This is a genomic window from Thermopirellula anaerolimosa, assembly GCF_054657335.1.
Genome location: NZ_BAAHYX010000004.1, coordinates 921,812 through 940,175, shown reverse-complemented (window position 1 = coordinate 940,175; position 18,364 = coordinate 921,812). Strand labels below are relative to the sequence as shown.

Annotated in this window: 11 protein-coding genes and 1 tRNA gene; 7 read left to right on the top strand and 5 right to left on the bottom strand. The window is 62.4% G+C overall.

The features are described from left to right. The first annotated feature begins 464 nt into the window (after positions 1-464). From ACYQ6J_RS04150 to ACYQ6J_RS04140, 3 genes are all read left to right on the top strand, one after another. Complete coding sequence (locus ACYQ6J_RS04150) at positions 465-1,010, top strand: TadE/TadG family type IV pilus assembly protein (RefSeq protein WP_460182932.1); 546 nt, start codon at positions 465-467, stop codon at positions 1,008-1,010. A 226-nt stretch (positions 1,011-1,236) separates the two neighbouring features. Next, on the top strand, positions 1,237-2,466 hold the full coding sequence (locus ACYQ6J_RS04145; RefSeq protein ID WP_460182931.1) for a TadE/TadG family type IV pilus assembly protein: 1,230 nt from the start codon (positions 1,237-1,239) through the stop codon (positions 2,464-2,466). A gap of 152 nt (positions 2,467-2,618) precedes the next feature. Beyond that, on the top strand, positions 2,619-3,113 hold the full coding sequence (locus ACYQ6J_RS04140) for a TadE family protein (protein ID WP_460182930.1): 495 nt from the start codon (positions 2,619-2,621) through the stop codon (positions 3,111-3,113). A gap of 173 nt (positions 3,114-3,286) precedes the next feature. Here the strand turns inward: ACYQ6J_RS04140 and ACYQ6J_RS04135 are convergent, their stop codons facing one another. The 3 genes from ACYQ6J_RS04135 to ACYQ6J_RS04125 form a co-directional block, all read right to left on the bottom strand. Next, positions 3,287-5,488, bottom strand: a complete 2,202-nt coding sequence (locus ACYQ6J_RS04135) for a M56 family metallopeptidase (RefSeq protein WP_460182929.1) — start codon at positions 5,486-5,488, stop codon at positions 3,287-3,289. 83 nt (positions 5,489-5,571) lie between these two features. Beyond that, the gene (locus ACYQ6J_RS04130; protein WP_460182928.1) at positions 5,572-5,973 is read right to left on the bottom strand and encodes a BlaI/MecI/CopY family transcriptional regulator; all 402 of its coding nucleotides are present in this window, start codon (positions 5,971-5,973) and stop codon (positions 5,572-5,574) included. 610 nt (positions 5,974-6,583) lie between these two features. After that, positions 6,584-8,020, bottom strand: a complete 1,437-nt coding sequence (locus ACYQ6J_RS04125) for a transposase (protein WP_460182922.1) — start codon at positions 8,018-8,020, stop codon at positions 6,584-6,586. A 461-nt stretch (positions 8,021-8,481) separates the two neighbouring features. Here ACYQ6J_RS04125 and ACYQ6J_RS04120 point away from each other — a divergent pair. After that, positions 8,482-8,554: transfer RNA gene (locus tag ACYQ6J_RS04120), tRNA-Ala, on the top strand. A gap of 633 nt (positions 8,555-9,187) precedes the next feature. On the opposite strand, the gene ACYQ6J_RS04115 is transcribed toward ACYQ6J_RS04120, so the two are convergent. Both ACYQ6J_RS04115 and ACYQ6J_RS04110 read right to left on the bottom strand, forming a co-directional pair. Continuing rightward, positions 9,188-10,624 carry a transposase gene (locus ACYQ6J_RS04115; protein WP_460182927.1) on the bottom strand — a complete coding sequence of 479 codons (1,437 nt, stop codon included), beginning with the start codon at positions 10,622-10,624 and terminating at the stop codon, positions 9,188-9,190. An 880-nt stretch (positions 10,625-11,504) separates the two neighbouring features. After that, entirely contained in the window at positions 11,505-12,149 is a 645-nt protein-coding gene (locus ACYQ6J_RS04110; protein ID WP_460182926.1) for a hypothetical protein, read from the bottom strand. A gap of 206 nt (positions 12,150-12,355) precedes the next feature. On the opposite strand from ACYQ6J_RS04110, the gene ACYQ6J_RS04105 reads away from it, so the two are divergent. From ACYQ6J_RS04105 to ACYQ6J_RS04095, 3 genes are read left to right on the top strand one after another with little or no spacing between them, the layout of a single operon-like run. Continuing rightward, positions 12,356-14,482 carry a hypothetical protein gene (locus ACYQ6J_RS04105; protein WP_460182925.1) on the top strand — a complete coding sequence of 709 codons (2,127 nt, stop codon included), beginning with the start codon at positions 12,356-12,358 and terminating at the stop codon, positions 14,480-14,482. Positions 14,483-14,509: 27 nt separating this feature from the next. Further along, positions 14,510-15,688, top strand: coding sequence for a DUF1573 domain-containing protein (locus ACYQ6J_RS04100; RefSeq protein ID WP_460182924.1), 1,179 nt, complete (start codon positions 14,510-14,512; stop codon positions 15,686-15,688). Positions 15,689-15,699: 11 nt separating this feature from the next. Then, positions 15,700-18,234: a hypothetical protein gene (locus tag ACYQ6J_RS04095; RefSeq protein WP_460182923.1), complete on the top strand. Its 2,535-nt coding sequence runs from the start codon at positions 15,700-15,702 to the stop codon at positions 18,232-18,234. Positions 18,235-18,364 lie beyond the last annotated feature (130 nt).

Sequence of the window (18,364 nt, the reverse complement as noted above, 5' to 3'; positions counted from 1 at the left end):
TGAGTATCCCGGCTTGAGGGCGGCGACTTTCGTCAACAATTTCTGTTGCTTCCGGGCGACAGTTTTTCCGGTGAGCCGCTCCGGTACAAACATGGCCGCGGCGAAATCTTCCTGTCGATTCGGTGCATGCCTGTCAAATCCGGCATAAACCGAATTGACGGTTCAAAGCGGTCCGGCGCACGCCGTAAAGCTTGTCGAAGGTTCGGAGCGACCCCTATCACGTCGATTGTGCCGCCGTACCAAGGGCGGTCGACGCCCGTTTCAAAATACGGTTTATAAAATTCGGAACGGAACAGCAAAAAACGCCTGAGGCGGTCGGGGCGTGTCCTTCCTCCGCAAGCTATGCTCCTTTAGGGCATCCAATTGGGGGCATGTAAGTTGCGTGGCAATTCGGGTTGACGTTCGCGCCGGGACGGAACGCGCGAAGATCGCGAAAACGGCACGCGGTAGGAAAGGCCTTTTCGATGCACGAATTCCAAAGTCGCCTAAAGCCGGATAGCCGCCGGGTGGCAGCCTTTCGCGCTGCGCGGCAAAGGCGGGGCACGCTGATTTTGGAATTGGTGTTGGTGCTGCCGCTCATTTTAATCGCGCTCTTAGCGGCCATCCAATTCGGAAAATACTTTGCCAACATGCAGGAGATCTCGCTCGCGGCGCGGATCGGCGGTTTGGCGGCCTCACGGACGCCCAATATTTCCGCCGTGTCGGGGGGTCCCGTTCCCGCCGCGGTCGTGGATGCGGTGACCCAACAACTGGCGAGTGTTGGCATTCACAGCGCGGTCATTGCTTTGGAGCACAACCTAGACGGCGCCCCCGTCTTGCTCCAATCGCCGCAGAATGTTGCGGTCGACGTGGATTCCATCTCCGTGCCGCCTCCCGGACGCTACGTCCGAGTGATCGTAATTGTTCCTCGGGCCGCCGTCATGCCGGACATCCTTCGGGCCTGCGGTTTGCATTTGGTGCTCCCCGGCAACATTACGGCATTTTCCAACGTGTTTTATTACACCCTGTGAGCGTTGTGTGCGTTTCCCAAGGTCGTCACAACGCACGGCCTTGCCGCGGGAGTGAATCGGCGACCGGCGTCGCAACGGGAAATCGGGCTTCAATCGGCGTATTCCCATGAATCTTCGGAATTCGATGAGATCGGTCGAGTCCATTGGGATCGTTGCTGGAAGCAGCGAACGACCGAGATTGCGCGTCGGCGGAGGTACCCGCCGAGGGCGCCGAGGTTTCTCGACGTTGTGGTTGATCCTCACGTTGCCCATTTTCCTCACTCTGTTCGCCTTCGTCTTCGAAATGGGGCACTTGTGGGTGGCGCGAGTCGAATTGGAAAACGGTTTGGAATCCGCCGCCTTGGCTGCCGTACAGAACTGGGCCGAATCGGGCGGTACGGACACCTACATCCCACGCCAAGTCGGGGCGGCTTATGCCGCCAACAATACGGTTCGGAGCTATCCCTTGGTCTTGGGTCTGAATTACGATCCCGCGGCGGGACCGGCAAACCCTAATCAGAACCTCGCGTGCACGGCTACGGTTTTTAGGCCGGGGGGAGCGGTCTTGCCGGAGGGGAACTTGATCTTCGGCGCGATCCTCACGGACGATCCGAACTGTCCTTTGACCTTTAACGCGGGGATTCGGCCGGGTTGCAGTGCCGGATCGGTGTTGATCGACGCCTCGGCCCAGGGACCGGGGAATTTGGCTCAAGATAACGCCTGGGGAATCGCTTTTCGCCCGGACCCGAACGCGCCGCCGGGACTGACGATCCAAACCGTGACCATCGACCTTCAGGCGGGCGGGGGGAGCGGCGTCTTTGATTTCAGCTCGGCGGGGCCGATCCTCTCGGACGATTCGCCGGCCTCGATCCTGCCCTGCCAAACGGACGTCTTCGGTTTCACCGATCCCGCCAACCAGGTGCAGTTCGTGCCGACCGCCGGAACGTCGCCGACACTGACGATCAATTTTTCCCCCGACCCGAACTCGGGAGACTTGGGCTTCGAACCGGGGGATCGCATCCGTTTTGGGGCCCGGACAGCGGGGGTTTCCAACGGGAGCGGACAGGATGACGGCGACGGAATCGGTCGCGACGGCGTTCGGGTGACGGTGGTGTTCGCAATCAACGGGACACCCCTGCCGCCCGTCACCGGGGTCTTCTTCGACAACACCGAGACTTCGAACGACTGCTCGCCGACCTGTCCGGTTCATCCATCGGGGATTCCCGACTTGCCGTGCCCTCCCGCGAGTTCGCCCAACAATAACGGGCAATCCTATGTGGAAATCGGCGGCGGAGTAGGAACGGAATATGCCGTGCGTGCTCAAGCCGTGATGGAAGTGCCCAGCCCGATCTGCCGTGTTTTCGGCTTGAACATGCCGGCCTATCGAATCACCGCTTTCACCATTGCCGCCTATTCGTGTGCCGAAGGTCGGCCGCGCTTGGTGCGCGTGGACCGATACATCTGCCCGGGACCGTGAGGATGAACATTAGGCTACCATCCGTCGCTCAGGCCGGCGAAACCGGCGATCGTTCGGCGCGATATGCTTTGGAGCAACGTCCGCAGTCCGCGACGGCGTTGTCGACCGGAGCACATCGTTTCCGAACGAAACCATTGCTTTGGCGCCGTCGCATGCGCGGCGGCTCGCTGACGCTGGAGGCCGTGCTGATCTTGCCCATCCTGGTGTTGACCTTTCTGGCCGTTATCCAGTTCGGGATCTTGATGCTGGTCGAACAAACCATCGTTCACGCGGCCACGGTCGCTGCACGGGAGGCGGCGAAGGGAGCGGACATCGACGCCACGGCGCTCTCGGCTCACAGCGTTCTCGGTTTGCACGGCTTGAGCGTCGGTCCGGCGATGACGCTGGTTCTGGAAGACCCCCTGTCGGACAATCCCGTTCAAGTCCGCGGTGATTTACCGTGCGACATCAGCGGGTTGCCGACCCTCAACCCGGGCGAGATTCGGGTTACCGTTTGCGTCTCCCTGAGTCACCGTCCGTTTCTCAACGCTCTGAGGCATTGTGCGATCGACTTCACGGGCAGGAAGTTCACCGTCAGCGCGGTGGTGGATCGCGAGTTCGAGGGTCAGGCGATGGTGACGCCCCGCCCGGACTGCCCTTGCTATTGAGATCGCAAGAGTCGGTGGGCGATCCTCCCGGCACCCTGGCGCAAAAAGGAGGGAGAGGACGGAAGTCCTCTCCCCGGTGTCACACTTTCGGTAATCGCCGGATCGCTCTCCGTCACACCGGTCTTCCGGGTCGGAGAGCGGATTCGCTTTGTCCGTAGCTTAGCCGGGGCGAATCACCGAGGTTCGTCGGGCGGCGGAGGAGGCGGAGGAGGTCCGTGGGGGCCTGGCGGCGTCGGGCGGGCCGACCGCAGCAATAGCTCGGCCATATCACCTAGACCTTCGCGCCGTAGCAATTCCGCAGCCCGTTGCAGTCGCTCCATTCTCTCCGGCGGCATGGGCGGGGGAACGGGGCGTCCTTCTTCACGGGCACGCAGCATCCGGTGAAGTTCGTCGATTCTCCGCTCCAACTCGCGTACCCGTTCTTCCTTGCCCTCTTGTCGTGCTCGCTCGAGCTGCTCGTGCAATTCCCGCATGCGGCGTTCGAAGACTTCGGGAGGCGGACCGGGAGGACCGGCTTCCGGCGGCCTGGGCCTTCCCTCACGAGCGGCATGCAGGGCACGTTCCACTTCGGCGATCTCTCGCTCCAAACGTTCGACCGCATCCATGCGATTCTCTTCACGCGCCCGGCCGATTTCTTTGCGGAGATCCTCCAAGCGGCGCTCCAAGGCCTCGGGCGGAGGACCCGGCGGACCCGCTTCCGGCGGACGACGGAAACCGAATCGTTCCATCACCTCGCGTTTCTTGGCCTCGAGTTCGCGCATTTCGCGTTCCAGCCCCTCCATGGCCTCGTGGATTCTCGCCTTTGCTTCGTCGGAGGCGCCTTCCATTTCACGGCGGAGGGCCTGGGCCCGCTCCTTCAGTTCAGCCTGCGCTCCTTGAATGCGGCGCATGGCCTGTTCCAGTTCCTCCCGCATGCCTTCCGGTTGAGGGGGGCGGGGTCGCTCGACCCGGTCGCCCCGTTCTCCTTCAGGACGATCCCGCTCAGGCCCGCGGTCTCGCTCCGGTCCCCGATCGCGGTCTCGTTCCACCGCGGGCGGCCGATCTTTGGGCGGGGGCGGGCCTTCGCGGCGACCTTCTTCCGCCGTCGCCGAACTCCATGGGGAGAGGATCGCCGCCAGCGCCACGGCCGACAACGAGCCTCGCCACGATGCCGTAAACTTGGTCATCACCGTTCCTCCTTCTTCTTGGGGCAGCGGCTGAACGACCCCTGCCCAAACCGTGGTACAAGCGACCGCCAGCGCGGTCACAACGATCGTGATCGTCGAAGCGGTTCGAAAGGAACTGCGTCGACTTTGTTTGGTCGGTTGACGCGAGATGCTGATCAGCCTGGCGACTCGTCGAGCCAGACCCGAGCCGAAACCGTCTCCGCCGGCCGCCACCGCCGAACGGAGACCGGGAGCGACGATTCGCCCGTAGCGCAATAGTCCGCGGGCAAGATGGCGAGGGCCGTCCGCCAGCAGGAGCGACGCCTCATCCGCCGCAAACTCGCAGGCCCAATCCAGGCGGCGACGAATCACCCAAGCCGCGGGATGCCACCAAAGGACGGCCGCGCCGAGACCGGCCAAGTAGCGCCACCCCGGATCGCGGGACGCCAAATGTGCCATCTCATGCAGCAGGATCGCCTGCTCCGCCGGATCGGGTCGCGCGGTATTGAAGCTCTCCGGCAATCCGAGCGTAGGCCGAAAGACACCGCACGCCACGGGCGTCTTCAGCATGGGCAAGAGATAGACGGGAATATCCGGCGGCAGATGCAGGGGTTTCGCCCAACGGGCGACGAATTCGTTGACCGCACTGCCGGTCAGCTTGCGAGTCGGCTTGCAAGTCCACCACAACCGCAGATGTGCCCATTGCAGACGCAGCCAACACAGAAGCGAGCCCAACAGCCAGACGCCGCCGACCAGGGCGGCCTTGTTGAATTCGCCTTCGCCGCCGTTGGCTCCCGATTCCAGCGGGGTGGGTGACTCGCCTTGGCCTGCCGGTTCGACGACGTTCGCGGTCGCGAAGTCGGTCGCATTGTCGAAGGCACGCGGCGGAAAGGGGCGGTCGGCGCCGTATCGAGTCGCGTCGATTTTTACGGCAAGTGCCGTGGAGTCGCCGACAAGATCGCCCGGGGTGGGATCAGCTTGGAAATCTGATACCGATGATGCGATCCGCACGGAAGGCGGAAAATACTCCAAGAGTAGCGCCCCCACGGCGCGATCCAGTCCGGTGAGAACCAGCAGACCCAGGGCAAGAGTGCATGTCGCGCCGATCCGCCATGCCAAGCGGCGACGGTCCGGTGCGGCGCACATGCGTTCCACAAGCGCCGCAGCCAGGTAAATTATGCCCACCGTCACGGCGGCGAACGCCCAGGGAAAGTACCACGCTGCTTGCATGATGCGAAACCTCGTTCACCGTTTTTGGGGGCGTAGCTTTCCTCGCGTCGGTCCTTCCGGGACAACCATCTCTCTCTTCTTTATCAACACTCCGGATGCCGGGGTGTTTCTAGGTCTTTGCGCTCCGCGATCAAACGCTCCAATGCCTCCAATTCCTCGCGACTGACGTCGCGCGAATCCAAGAGCTGGCACACCGCCGCCGTCAGGCTGCCCTTGAAGATTCGGTCGACGAATTCGGCCGCGGCGGAGCGTGCCACGGCGTCCTCTCGCACCAAAGGAAAGTACACGAACCGGCGGCCTTCCGAACGATGGGCGACGAGCTTGCGGGCTTCCATTTTGCGGAGCATCGTGGCGACCGTGGTGTAAGCGTATCGCCCGGACCCCAGGGCCTGATGCACTTCCGTGACACCGCACTCGCCTCGGTGCCATAAGACCCGAAGTATTTTCAACTGCAGGTCTCCCAGCCGCAGTTTTCCGGGACGCATGATCGACTCCATGAATGATGAAGGAAAACCGAGAACGCGTCAGTGATAGCCCGTCAGCAAGCGAACCGCGTGTTTCGTCTACCGTGGTAATACTACCACGGTAGTTATCTGCTGTCAAGCCTCCAATTTGTTTCAATCTCGGACGCTTGGCTGAAACCGGCGAAACGTTGCGGGCGTCGAACGAAAAAAGTTAGCGAGAGAAGCCGAGGAAGTGCGGCGTCGCCTCATTTCTCGGCTGGGGTCGTCGGGGCGTTGGATGTCGCAATGGGCTAAGGCGAAAGGGGTGTCGCCAAGCGGTTTTGCGCCGAGCCGTTTGCGTTGTAAACTTTTTGGCGGGGGAGTGAGTTAAGAGCGCGAGGCTGGATAGGTCAGGAAGAGTCGTGGAAGAGCGATCAAGTGAATACGTGGGGCGGGGAGTCTTGAAAAGAGGGGACTCTGGAGCCGGGAAGGCGGCACTCGAAGGAAGAAAAGGCGGCGTTCGAGGGAAGAAAACGCCTCAAAGCGGTCTTTGATCGGCCTTCCGCGCGCACTCCGCGCAGACCGTCATCCTGCGAGACGAGCTCAGCACCGACAAGATTCCCGATTCGTCCGCCGCTCTGGGGTAAAAAACCTAGGTGACCGCTACGGCGGGTTTTCCTGAAGGCTCTTGCTCAGCGGCGGAGCCGGACTCGGGATGTCCCGGGGCGGCAGGCTTGCCGTAGACTCTTTCCCGCAAGGCCTTGGAAATCGGACTGAGCCGCATCTTTCCCAACGTCCCCTCTCGACGCGGGGCCATCGCCAACAGCGTCGCAAACGCGGCGTGCACCACCATCACCGCCCCCACCTCCGCCGTAAACCGCCGGGCCCCGACGATGTTCCCGTCATCCACCCCCCAAAACACCTTCAGCCGGGCATTCACCCGTTCCACCGCCGTCCGCCCGCGGTACAACCGCTCAAACTTCCGCGTCGCCCGCGGAATCGCCGGAAATCGCCGCAAGTCGATCTCCCGCGGCACACGCACCGTCTTCCCATAGGACTTCCCCGCATTGCAAATCTTGCTCATCAGACACTCCCACCCCTCGTGCTTGGCCGGACACCGATACTTGATCGTCTCCCGCGACGGCTCATACCCGATGTAGGCCATCCGATACCGCACCATCGGTTGGCTCACCCGATCGTAACAGTACACCGTCCCCGCCTCGTCGTAGACGATGTTCGAGTTCCCATCGTGGCCGGGCAACATCCGCTCCGCCTCCTCCTTCCACAAACTCCGATTCTCGATCACCGCCTTGATCCCCTCCCGCGACAACAGCTCATGCACCGGATTCGTGTCGGCCGCCTTGTCATAGGCCAGACTCTTGATCCGACCTTGCGGCAGATTCCGTTTCACCTGCTCCAAAACCGCCGGCAACGTCTCGGCATCCCCGGCCGTACTCTCCGTGACCTTGTACCCCAACACCACTTCGTGCTTCACATCCACCGCCAGGTGCAGCTTGAACCCGAACCACTCCACCACCCGCGTCACGTTCCCGTCCTTGTCCGTGTACTCCTTGCGACCGCCCTTGGGTTGCGGAAGACCTTCCGCCTTCTCCTCCTCCGCCGCCTGTCCCTCCTTCCGCCGCGCCTTCAGCCCCGTGGCGTCCCCGGCCAGGTTCTCTCCCAAGTCCGGCACCACCTCGGCCAACCGTTGCACCATGGTGTTGAACATCTTTTGCAGGAGGCTGCGAAACGGTTCCCGGCCCAGCAGCTCCATAAACCGCGACATGTTCCAGGCGTTGGGAACCTGATCCTCCGATTCGATCCCAATCAGCTTCCGCAGCTCCGCGTTCCGCCTCAGTTCGGCCAGGCACGACTCCACGGTCGGATGCCGCAAGGCGATCTTCAAAAGCCACGTCCCCCAGAGCACACGGACCGGGTAGTCGTTCCGCCCCTTGCCCCGGGATCTCTCCAGAGATGTGAGAAACTCCTCGTCGGGAATGGACGTTAGAAATTCCCGCAGGGTGCGAATGGTGGGACTATCTTCCAGGGTATCCCAGGCGAAGAGAGGTCGGAGGTTGGGGATTTGCATAAAGGTCTTCCTGAGCCGGAGAACAAGGGATTCAGCCAACGCTTTGCGTGCTTTGCAGGGAAAGTTCTTGTTCCGCACCACCCAAGGGGCTTTGGATCAAGCCGATCCTTGTGAAAGCACACCCTTACTACGCATGCAATCCCCGCTTGTTCGCAGGCTTGGTCGAAAAATCGTGAAAAATCGCTCCATCGCGGGAAAAACCGCCCGTTTTCCGCACATCCTGCGGGAAGGCCCTTTCCAGGCCCTTCCTAACTTCAATCCATCACGCGAGATGGGAACAACGCAAAGGGCTCTTTTGCGCCACCCGCCTTTGACATGCCGTAAGAGAAAACATAGAATCAGTCTCTAGGTCGCATGAGAGAACTCGTGAAGCTTTTGGGCGGCGACCGCAAGGCGAAACGCGCTGCTTCCTTACGGAGTTTCGGCGACGTTTCTCGGCGGGACAACCGAAAAGATTGTGCGGGGCGGTAGCTCAGTTGGGAGAGCGCTAGAATCGCACTCTAGAGGTCGGGGGTTCGACTCCCCTCCGCTCCATTTTTCGCACAGTCCGGACATCCTTGGGAGTCCGGACTTTTTTTATGAATTAAGAAAAGGCCGCACGGGTGCGACCGACGCCTGCGAAGGTCGCGGCCGGTACGGGTTGTCTCGCACGGCGCGAGCGACGGTCACGCCGTGCCTTTTGCAGCAGGCGGCTGCCGTCGAAGCGATTGCCGTTCCAGCCGCCCTCTTGTCGCCGCTCGAGCGGGAACCAGGTCACGAACGTGAGGCGGCCAAACGACGCGGATGCTTGCCCCAAGAGTCCGGAGCAACGTCAGGCGTTCGGATGCGGGGAAAGGGTGGGACCGAGGATCATGGCGTCCAGCGAGCCGTTTGCGTTGTAAACTTTTTGGCGGGGGAGTGAGTTAAGAGCGCGAGGCTGGATAGGTCAGGAAGAGTCGCGGAAGAGGGATCAGGTGAATACGTGGGGCGGGGAGTCTTGAAAAGAGGGGACTCCAGAGGCGGGAAGGTGGCACTCGAAGGAAGAAAAGGCGGCGTTCGAGGGAAGAAAACGCCTCAAAGCGGTGCTTTGGCGGCCTTCCGCGCGCACTCCGCGCAGACCGTCATCCTGCGAGACGAGCTCAGCACCGACAAGATTCCCGATTCGTCCGCTGCTCTGGGGTAAAAAACCTAGGTGACCGCTACGGCGGGTTTTCCTGAAGGCTCTTGCTCAGCGGCGGAGCCGGACTCGGGATGTCCCGGGGCGGCAGGCTTGCCGTAGACTCTTTCCCGCAAGGCCTTGGAAATCGGACTGAGCCGCATCTTTCCCAACGTCCCCTCTCGACGCGGGGCCATCGCCAACAGCGTCGCAAACGCGGCGTGCACCACCATCACCGCCCCCACCTCCGCCGTAAACCGCCGGGCCCCGACGATGTTCCCGTCATCCACTCCCCAAAACACCTTCAGCCGGGCATTTACCCGTTCCACCGCCGTCCGCCCGCGGTACAACCGCTCAAACTTCCGCGTCGCCCGGGGTATCGCCGGAAACCGTCGCAGGTCAATCTCCCGCGGCACACGCACCGTCTTCCCATAGGACTTCCCCGCATTGCAAATCTTGCTCATCGGACACTCCCACCCCTCGTGCTTGGCCGGACACCGATACTTGATCGTCTCCCGTGACGGCTCATACCCGATGTAGGCCATCCGATACCGCACCATCGGTTGGCTGACCCGATCGTAACAGTACACCGTCCCCGCCTCGTCGTAGACGATGTTCGAGTTCCCATCGTGGCCGGGCAACATCCGCTCCGCCTCCTCCTTCCACAAACTCCGATTCTCGATTACCGCCTTGATCCCCTCCCGCGACAACAACTCATGCACCGGATTCGTGTCGGCCGCCTTGTCATAGGCCAGACTCTTGATCCGACCTTGCGGCAGATTCCGTTTCACCTGCTCCAAAACCGCCGGCAACGTCTCGGCATCCCCGGCCGTACTCTCCGTGACCTTGTACCCCAACACCACTTCGTGCTTCACATCCACCGCCAGGTGCAGCTTGAACCCGAACCACTCCACCACCCGCGTCACGTTCCCGTCCTTGTCCGTGTACTCCTTGCGACCGCCCTTGGGTTGCGGAAGACCTTCCGCCTTCTCCTCCTCCGCCGCCTGTCCCTCCTTCCGCCGCGCCTTCAGCCCCGTGGCGTCTCCGGCCAGGTTCTCTCCCAAGTCCGGCACCACCTCGCCTAATCGCCGCACCATCGTGTTGAACATCTCCTGCAGGAGGCTGCGAAACGGTTCCCGGCCCAGCAGCTCCATGAACCGCGACATGTTCCAGGCGTTGGGGACCCGGTCCTCCGATTCGATCCCAATCAGCTTCCGCAGCTCCGCGTTCCGCCTCAGTTCGGCCAGGCACGACTCCACGGTCGGATGCCGCAAGGCGATCTTCAAAAGCCACGTCCCCCAGAGCACACGGACCGGGTAGTCGTTCCGCCCCTTGCCCCGGGATCTCTCCAGAGATGCGAGAAATTCCTCGTCGGGAATGGACGTTAGAAATTCCCGCAGGGTGCGAATGGTGGGACTATCTTCCAGGGTATCCCAGGCGAAGAGAGGTCGGAGGTTGGGGATTTGCATGGAGGTCTTCCTGAGCCGGAGAACAAGGGATTGAGCCAACGCTTTGCGTGCTTTCGCAGGGAAAGCTCTTGTTCCGCACCACCCAAGGGGCTTTGGATCAAGCCGATCCTTGTGAACGCATACATTTACTACGCATGACATCCCCGCTTGTTCGCAGGCTTGGTCGAAAAATCGTGAAAAATCGCTCCATCGCGGGAAAAACCGCCCCTTTTCCGCACATCCTGCGGGGAAGACCCTTTCCAGGCCCTTCCTAACTTCAATCCATCACGCGAGATGGGAACAACGCAAAGGGCTCTGTTTGGGACGACGACGGTGACGGAACGGCCGGCGAGGCCGAGGACTACTTCAAGACCGGTTACCGCCCCGGTCCGGTGGAGATGGAACCGTTCCGCTGCTTCAACGGCGTGTTCATCCGCAACAACAACGCGGGCAAGCCGCTGAACTTCGAATGATAGGCCCGTTCATCCTGGAAAGGATGTCTCGGTGCTTGTTGACCTGAATCGTCACCGTCCGAGGACGGTCGCATATGTCGGGGACTTGCAACCGCGGGGAATGCGGGCCGGGGACTTATGCCAATGAGTCCCCGGTCTTGCCTTTTGCTAGAGATTTGCCACGGACGTTACCGCAAGAGGGAGTGCCGCTGATAAATCACAAGAGCGGAAAACGCAGACACGCGAACCCGGTCGGGGGCGTAACGGCGCCGCAAGCTTGGTTTATGACCGAGAGGTTGGCGGACGCGGCACGCGGCCTCGACGAAACGATTCAACCGCCCAAAGACGCCGTACGCAACGGACGATGCCTCAAAAAGCCCGCCCCGATGACCGACAATGCATGGAAACCGCCAAGGGAGCGTGCGACATTTTGCCTCGTCGGGCGCGGATCAACTTTCCCAGGCGACGACGACATCGGCGCCCACGGCGGTCACGCGGAAGAAATAGACGCCCGGTCGGCCGCGAATCTCCATGCTGCTGTTGGCGGGAATTTCGGCGATGACACGGTCGGGTTCCTGCCGCAGATAGACCTGGACCAAGACCTGCCGCGTCGGGCCGACCTCCTTCGCCACCCGGCACGCCACCCGCCACACCGGCCGCGTCACCAAAAAATCGTTGGACACGGCGGGCGGGGAATCGGGCGATTGGGCGGAGACCCGCCACTCATTGATGATCGAACCGGTGGTCTTGGCGTCAAGCTGGGACTGCAAGTGTTCGATCCGGGCCTCCAAACGACTCAACCGCGATATGAGGTCTTCGGTCGGTTCGGCGTCGGCGGGCAGGAAGGCCTCCAAACGCGCGACACGCTCCGCCAAACCGGAGGCCGGAGCCGAGGCGGGAGCGGGATTCGGAACTGCCGGTCGAGGCGGCGCGGCGGTGGCGGCGGCCTTGTCCGACGCGGCGGCCTCCGCGACGACCGGTTTAGGCTTGGGACGCAGGAACACAAACCACACCAAAACGAGCAACGACACGGCGGCGATGCCGCCCGCAGTCAATGGACCGATCGGCATGGAACGTTTTTTTCGTACCGGCATGACCATCCCTCCCGTGAGCACTCTAAATGGGCGGGTCGGTTTCCCACGAATACGGCCCGCCCCACCGGGGTGAACTCGACACCCCGGCGATGTCCGGAAGATTCGGGACCAAATCCCATGTTAGTTGCGAACGCGACACGCCGAAGGCTCTTTAACCAATTTCTAACAATTCGCCCGGGTCAACCGTCTTCGCGAAGGATACGTAAATGGGAATCGACTGGATCGGAAAGGAGTTGGGAAAGGGGACGGGGACGGCCTTCGCGTCCTTGCGCCCGAGCGATCGACCGCGAATCGAGGAATCCATCATGAGCCGAACGATTGGACCGGGCCGCCGAATCTTCCGCTCGGCTCCGCGAGGAAAGCGCGGGATCGGGCTGCTGCTGGCGCTAGCGCTGGCGGCGTCCGCGCTGTCAGGTTGCGGCAAGAGCGATCCGCGCCTTCAAGCTTGGGGCGGGATGGGCCAAGAGGAATGGCTGGCGCAGTACAAACAGCGGAAGGAACAAGAGCAGGCGGAGGAGAAAGCCGCGCAGGAGGCGGCGGCCGCGCAAAGAAAGGCGGACACTGAGGCTGCGGCCGCGCGCGCAAGGAAACCCCGATCCGCGTCCAAGGCGAAAGGCCCCGATCCCAACCGCTCGTTGGAGGCGGAGGACGAGGTTGCGGCGGCGCCGACTCCGGCACCGGCCTCTCCCCCCGCCGTCAAGACGGAGTATCCGGCCGAATTCTCCGATTGGACCATGGAGCACTTCGAGAAGGCCTGGCGCGAGCAATCCCCGCGTTTTCTACCTGCCGTGTCGGCGCTAGGGGCCTTGCATGTGGGCGACCCTACGGCGGCCGAGAAGTTGGGACGTCTGATGGATCTGTTTTTCGAAGGGAAAGCATCCTCCGCCGACCCAGCCCGTACCGCGGACGACACCCTTCATCTCCGAGGCATTGTCGGCGGTCTGCTGCGGAACCGCACGGCGGTCGCGGAAGACACCGTGTTGCGGGGTTGGCGTCGGGTCGTGGATCGTCGCGACGCCGCAACAGCCCGGGTCTTTTTGGAGACGGTCTTCACGGCGGAGGCCGCCGCCTCGAGCCGCGTTTTTTCCGCGGTGGCGGACGACATCGTGCGACTGGCGCCCTCATCGGATTCCCAGTGGTTGGCGGAGGCCGTGGGCGGCGCCCTGCCGTCGGCCGACGGCGATGTGCGGCAAGCGATCTGGGAACGCATCAGCGCCATCCCCGACTCGCCGCTACGCAAAACCGTGCTCAATGTCGTGACCCGCGCCGAAGACGCCAACATTCGCTTGCTGCTGGATGTAATCGCGACACTGCCGCCCGATTTGCAAGCACAAGAGTGGGAAAGAGCCCAAGAGTGGAATTTCTCTCAATGGCGGTTGCTGCTGGAGGGCCGGCGCGGGGCTTCGCCCGTCGGTTTGGCCGCCTCGGGAGGCGTGCTTGTCGGCGGACCGTGGACGGAGGAAGTCGCGGAGAAGACCAGCCGAGCGTTGGATCGAGTCGTGTATTTACGGGAATCGGCGGGAGTGGTGGGTTTCGCCGCCACTCTTCCTCACCCTGAAACGCGGTGGGCGCTGGGCGAACTGCTGCGGCGGCGCTGGACCGAAGAACCGCAGGGCATCCTGTCGTCGCTGGAATACGCGGACCCGGGCCTGATCCCGGTCATGAAGGACGTTCTCCGCGAGCATCAAGACTCGGCGGTGACGCGGTACGGTCCGCGACCCGTGAGCACGGCCGCCCGAGCCCAAACTGGCGGCGCCGCGCCGCGCCGACCCAGGGAAATGCCGGCAGCGCCCCTGTTCGCATCCCAAGGAAAGACGCGATGGGAATATCAGGCCTGGTTGGACGAAACCTACGCCTTGATCGCGGGCTGGATGGATCGCCTGGGCGAGGGTGCGATCATGGATCGGCGACGGTCTTGGGACGCGGAAACGATGGTGGGTTTCGCCGTGCACTCGGCCGGCTGTCCGGGCTGCGCCGTCTCCCTCGCTCCGCTTCCGGCCCGGCCCGACGACGTCGATTCAATGAAAGGCCCCTTGGTGGAGGTGAGCTACATCCGTCTGGCCGACGCCGCACGTCCCGCCGCCGTGGTTTCGTATTATCGCCGCATGATCTCCGGTGCGAGGGAAAGGCCCTTGCCGAACGGCTTGTGGCTGGATGCTTCGGCGAACGAGAGCGATCTCCGCGTCTCGGTGGACGTGCGCATTACGGCGGTCGCCCCAGGCAAGCCGGTTCAGGAACAGCAAGACTTGATCGTGGAAATCCTGCGGGTGCAAGCCGCGGTCGCTTCGCCGGAAAAGTCGACCGTCGCCGAGACGACGACAACGGACCGGTGATCACGGCGGAAAATAGGAGTCGCAGTGATGTTGCGTTGGATTGGCGTTTTTGCGGGGTTTGCCTTGGTGGTGGGCACCCTCGGCCTGGCGGTGGGACTCTCGCGTTTGAAGGGAAACACGTCGGCGGTCGGCGAATCCGTCCCGGCGGTGGAGACGACGCAAACACGCGGCTCCACCCCGACCAAAGACGTTCCCGCCTTGCGACCCGAAATCTTCGTCCCGGAACCGGAGCACGATTTCGGCTCGGTGGACTTGAGCGAGGAGGCCGTCCACCGCTTTAAGATCGAGAATCGGGGCACGGCGCCGCTTAAACTGCAATTGGGTGAGTCCACGTGTCGCTGCACCACGGGCGACGTGCCCGCCGAACCGATCCCGCCGGGCGGAGAGGCCGAGGTCACGGTCCGATTTCTGGAGGATCGGCATTTCGGACCGTTTCGGCAGCACGCCGAAATCCTGACCAACGACCCCGACCGACGCCGCGTGACGCTGACCATCAGCGGGATCGTCAAAAGTCGTTTGGCCGTGGATCCCAAACAATTGGACTTTTCGGGCATGACACCCGGACTGCCGGCGAGACGGAGCATGACGGTGTTCTCCCAAATGTGGCCGGAGTTCTGGCTGGAAATCGAAAGCGTTACGCCCGAGGGCGTTTCCTGTAACGTGACGCCGCTCTCGGCGGATGCCGTGCGGCATCTCGACGCGCGGAGCGCCTATCGCGTGGACGTCGAGGTCCCGACCGCACTCACGAGCGAGAAACTGGAGGGCGAGGTGCGGCTTGCCGTCCACACGACGGCGGACGCGGAAACGCGATCGCTGGTGATTCCGTTCGCCGGCGCACCACCCGCTAATATCACGATCGACAGCCCTTTTCTGGGCGGCGGACGGCATTTGAACTTCGGCCGAATTCCTCAGGGCAAGCGTGCCGCGGCGGTGCTGTCGGTGCGAACGCGCGACCTGCCTCGACCGTTAGCGATCAAGGAAGCGGTCTGCGACCCGCCCCACTTACGCGCGGCGTTGAAACCGGACCCCGCGGTGCAGGGAAACTATCGTTTGAGCATCGAGATTCCGTCCGATTGTCCCCGTTTCGTGCGTCTCCGCGGTCGCCCCGCGACGGTAAGGGTCACCTTCGATGATCCCGGCGCAACATCCTTTGAGTTTCAGATTTGGGCCGCGGTCGTCGATCCTGAGATCAGCTTACCACGATGAGTGATCCACGCATGGAATCCACCGATGCCCCGTCCGTTCCGGCCCACGGTGTGGCGCCCGAACAGCGAGAGATTGTGCAATCGTTGTTCACGGCATGGCGACAACTCCGCAACTTGGGGTTGCCGTTCGATCACGCGGCCCTGTTGCATGAGGCGAAGTCGCTGAACCTTTCCCGCGAACCGGGGGCCTTGGCGGCTTACCTGAATTCGATCCTCGACATCGTTCCGGACGGCGTGCCCGAACGCGATTGGCGACTGTTCAATGCCGCCCTCATGAAATTGACGGCGGACCTGCAAGCGGTGCCGCAGACACCCGCCGCGACGTCGCCTCCCGCCGCTAAGTCCTCGGGAGACAACGCAGAGGACGAGATCGCTCGCGATGTCGTCTGCCGGGAATGCGGTACAACGAATTCGGGACGGAGGAATTTTTGCGGACGGTGCGGAGCAGGCTTGTGGTGCGTTTGCCCGGGTTGCCGGTCGCGTATACCCAGCGACGAGACCTTCTGCGGCGTGTGCGGCTACCTCATCTCCGAGGAACTAGCGAAATTCGTGTCCAAGATTCGGCATCTCCTTGCCCGAGCCGAGGAATTGAGGGTCCAGGGAAAGCCGTGGGATGCCGCCGCCTGCCTAGAACAAATCCCGCGAGGAAAACAGGCATGGTACGAACATGCGCAACTCCTCCGCCAAGCCGATCAATTGCAAGCCTCGCTGGCTCCGCTCTTGGCGCGACGGAAAGCGGAGACCGAGACGGTCCTAGCGCGGGCAGCCGAGCAAGCCCGGGCGGGAAACTATGAAGAAGCCGTCCGAATCTTGGCCGGCTTGCCTCGCGACATGCAAATCCCGGAGGTGATCTCGTCGCTGAAGCAGTATCAGACTCACCTCGCGGCAATCGCTCGATTCGAATCGGAACTGAATCTCTGCATTCAACGGAAGGACTTACGACGGACGCTCGAAGTGGCGAGGGAACTCTTGGCCCTGCAACCGAAACACAAGTCCGCCTTGGAAGTCGTCCGCAAACTTCAACCGGTGGTCAAAAAGCTCGTGGAGAAGTGTGTCCAAGAAAACCGGTTCGCCGACGCTCTCCGCGTACTGGAGACCCTGCCGGAGTCCTGTTGGGAGTCCGATCTGGCGGCCTTGAAGGAGCGACTCGCCGGCCTGCACGGCATCGTCGGCCTCGTTCGGGCGGCCCACTACACATATCCCTATTTGGAAAACATGATCGGATACTTGACCGCGGTTCTGCCGCCCGGTCATCCGCCGATTCTCTCCGAAAAGGAGGTCGCCGATCTCCAAGCTCCGCCGAACTCACCGAAGGCGTGGGCGCGGCCTCTCCGTGACGCCCCGCGATCGGCTTTGGGGCCGCGCGTGGAGTGGATCACGCAATTCCGCCGCATCGAATCGGCCGATACGGTGGATCGCGCACTACTGCGACAACACCCGGGGGCGTTCCTATCGACAGTGGGGGCCGCTTTGCAAGCACTGGGCGCGGGGACGATCTCACTCAATTTGATTCCGGCCGAGTCCGCGCGTCTCATGGATCGGCTCTCGCGCTGGCTGCGACCCAAGGCACGATCGGCTTGGGGAGTGTCCTTCGGAGGTACGGCAATCCGTGCCGCGCGACTGGAACGGAACGTCGCGGGCGGATTGACACTTACGCACGTCGATCTCGTCACGCACGAAAAACCGCTCTCGCACACCGCGAATCGCGGCCAGACCTTGGACATTCTGAAGGACGGCGTGCAGCAAATCTTCTCCCGTCAGGAAGAGGCGGCGGACGAATTGATCCTTACCTTTCCTCCGACTCTGAGCGTGACCACCGCCGCAGTCCTGCCTCGTTTCGAACCGGACCAACTGGAGACCGTCCTTGCCTTCGAGGCCAAACGGCTGTTGCCCGATAAGGGCGAAAACATGACCTGGCAATTCGGCACTTGGAACGATGCCTTGGGCCTCCCCTCCGGCGGATCTCAGACGTGCGCGATCCTCGGCGCGATGAATCGCATCTTCCTCAATGAGGCGCTCGATCGACTCCACACCGCGGACGTGGTACCCGACGCCGTGACCGCCGAACCAATCGCCCTCATAAATTGGCTTGCCGCCGACTGCATCCGGCAAGCCTCGCTGATCAACCCAGCGTCCACCGGCGAAAACAACGGGGCACATTTGCCGCAATACGAAATGCCGCTTTTGTTGGTCGACATTGGGAACACGGCGTCGCAAGCCTTCTATGTCGCCCCAAGCCTCGTAAAAAGCATCGGGCTGGGTATCGCGGGCGAGGCCTGGATCCGCACCATCGCGAAGGGTTTGAAAGTAACCTACTCCGCCGCTGACCGTTATTCTCGCGATCGACGCCTCCTCGAGGATTTGGGTCGGTTTTTGCCGCACCTCGAGCAATTTCGGCGGCAAGCTTACGACGATCTGGCTCGCGCGCTGGAACGATTACGGCGAGACGATGCGGAGATGCCCCGCACGATTCTAATCACCGGCGGCGGCGCATGCATACCAGGCCTGCTGGACGCGAGCCCTTTGCGTTGTTCCCATCTCGCGTGATGGATTGAAGTTAGGAAGGGCCTGGAAAGGGTCTTCCCCGCAGGATGTGCGGAAAAGGGGCGGTTTTTCCCGCGATGGAGCGATTTTTCACGATTTTTCGACCAAGCCTGCGAACAAGCGGGGATTTGGT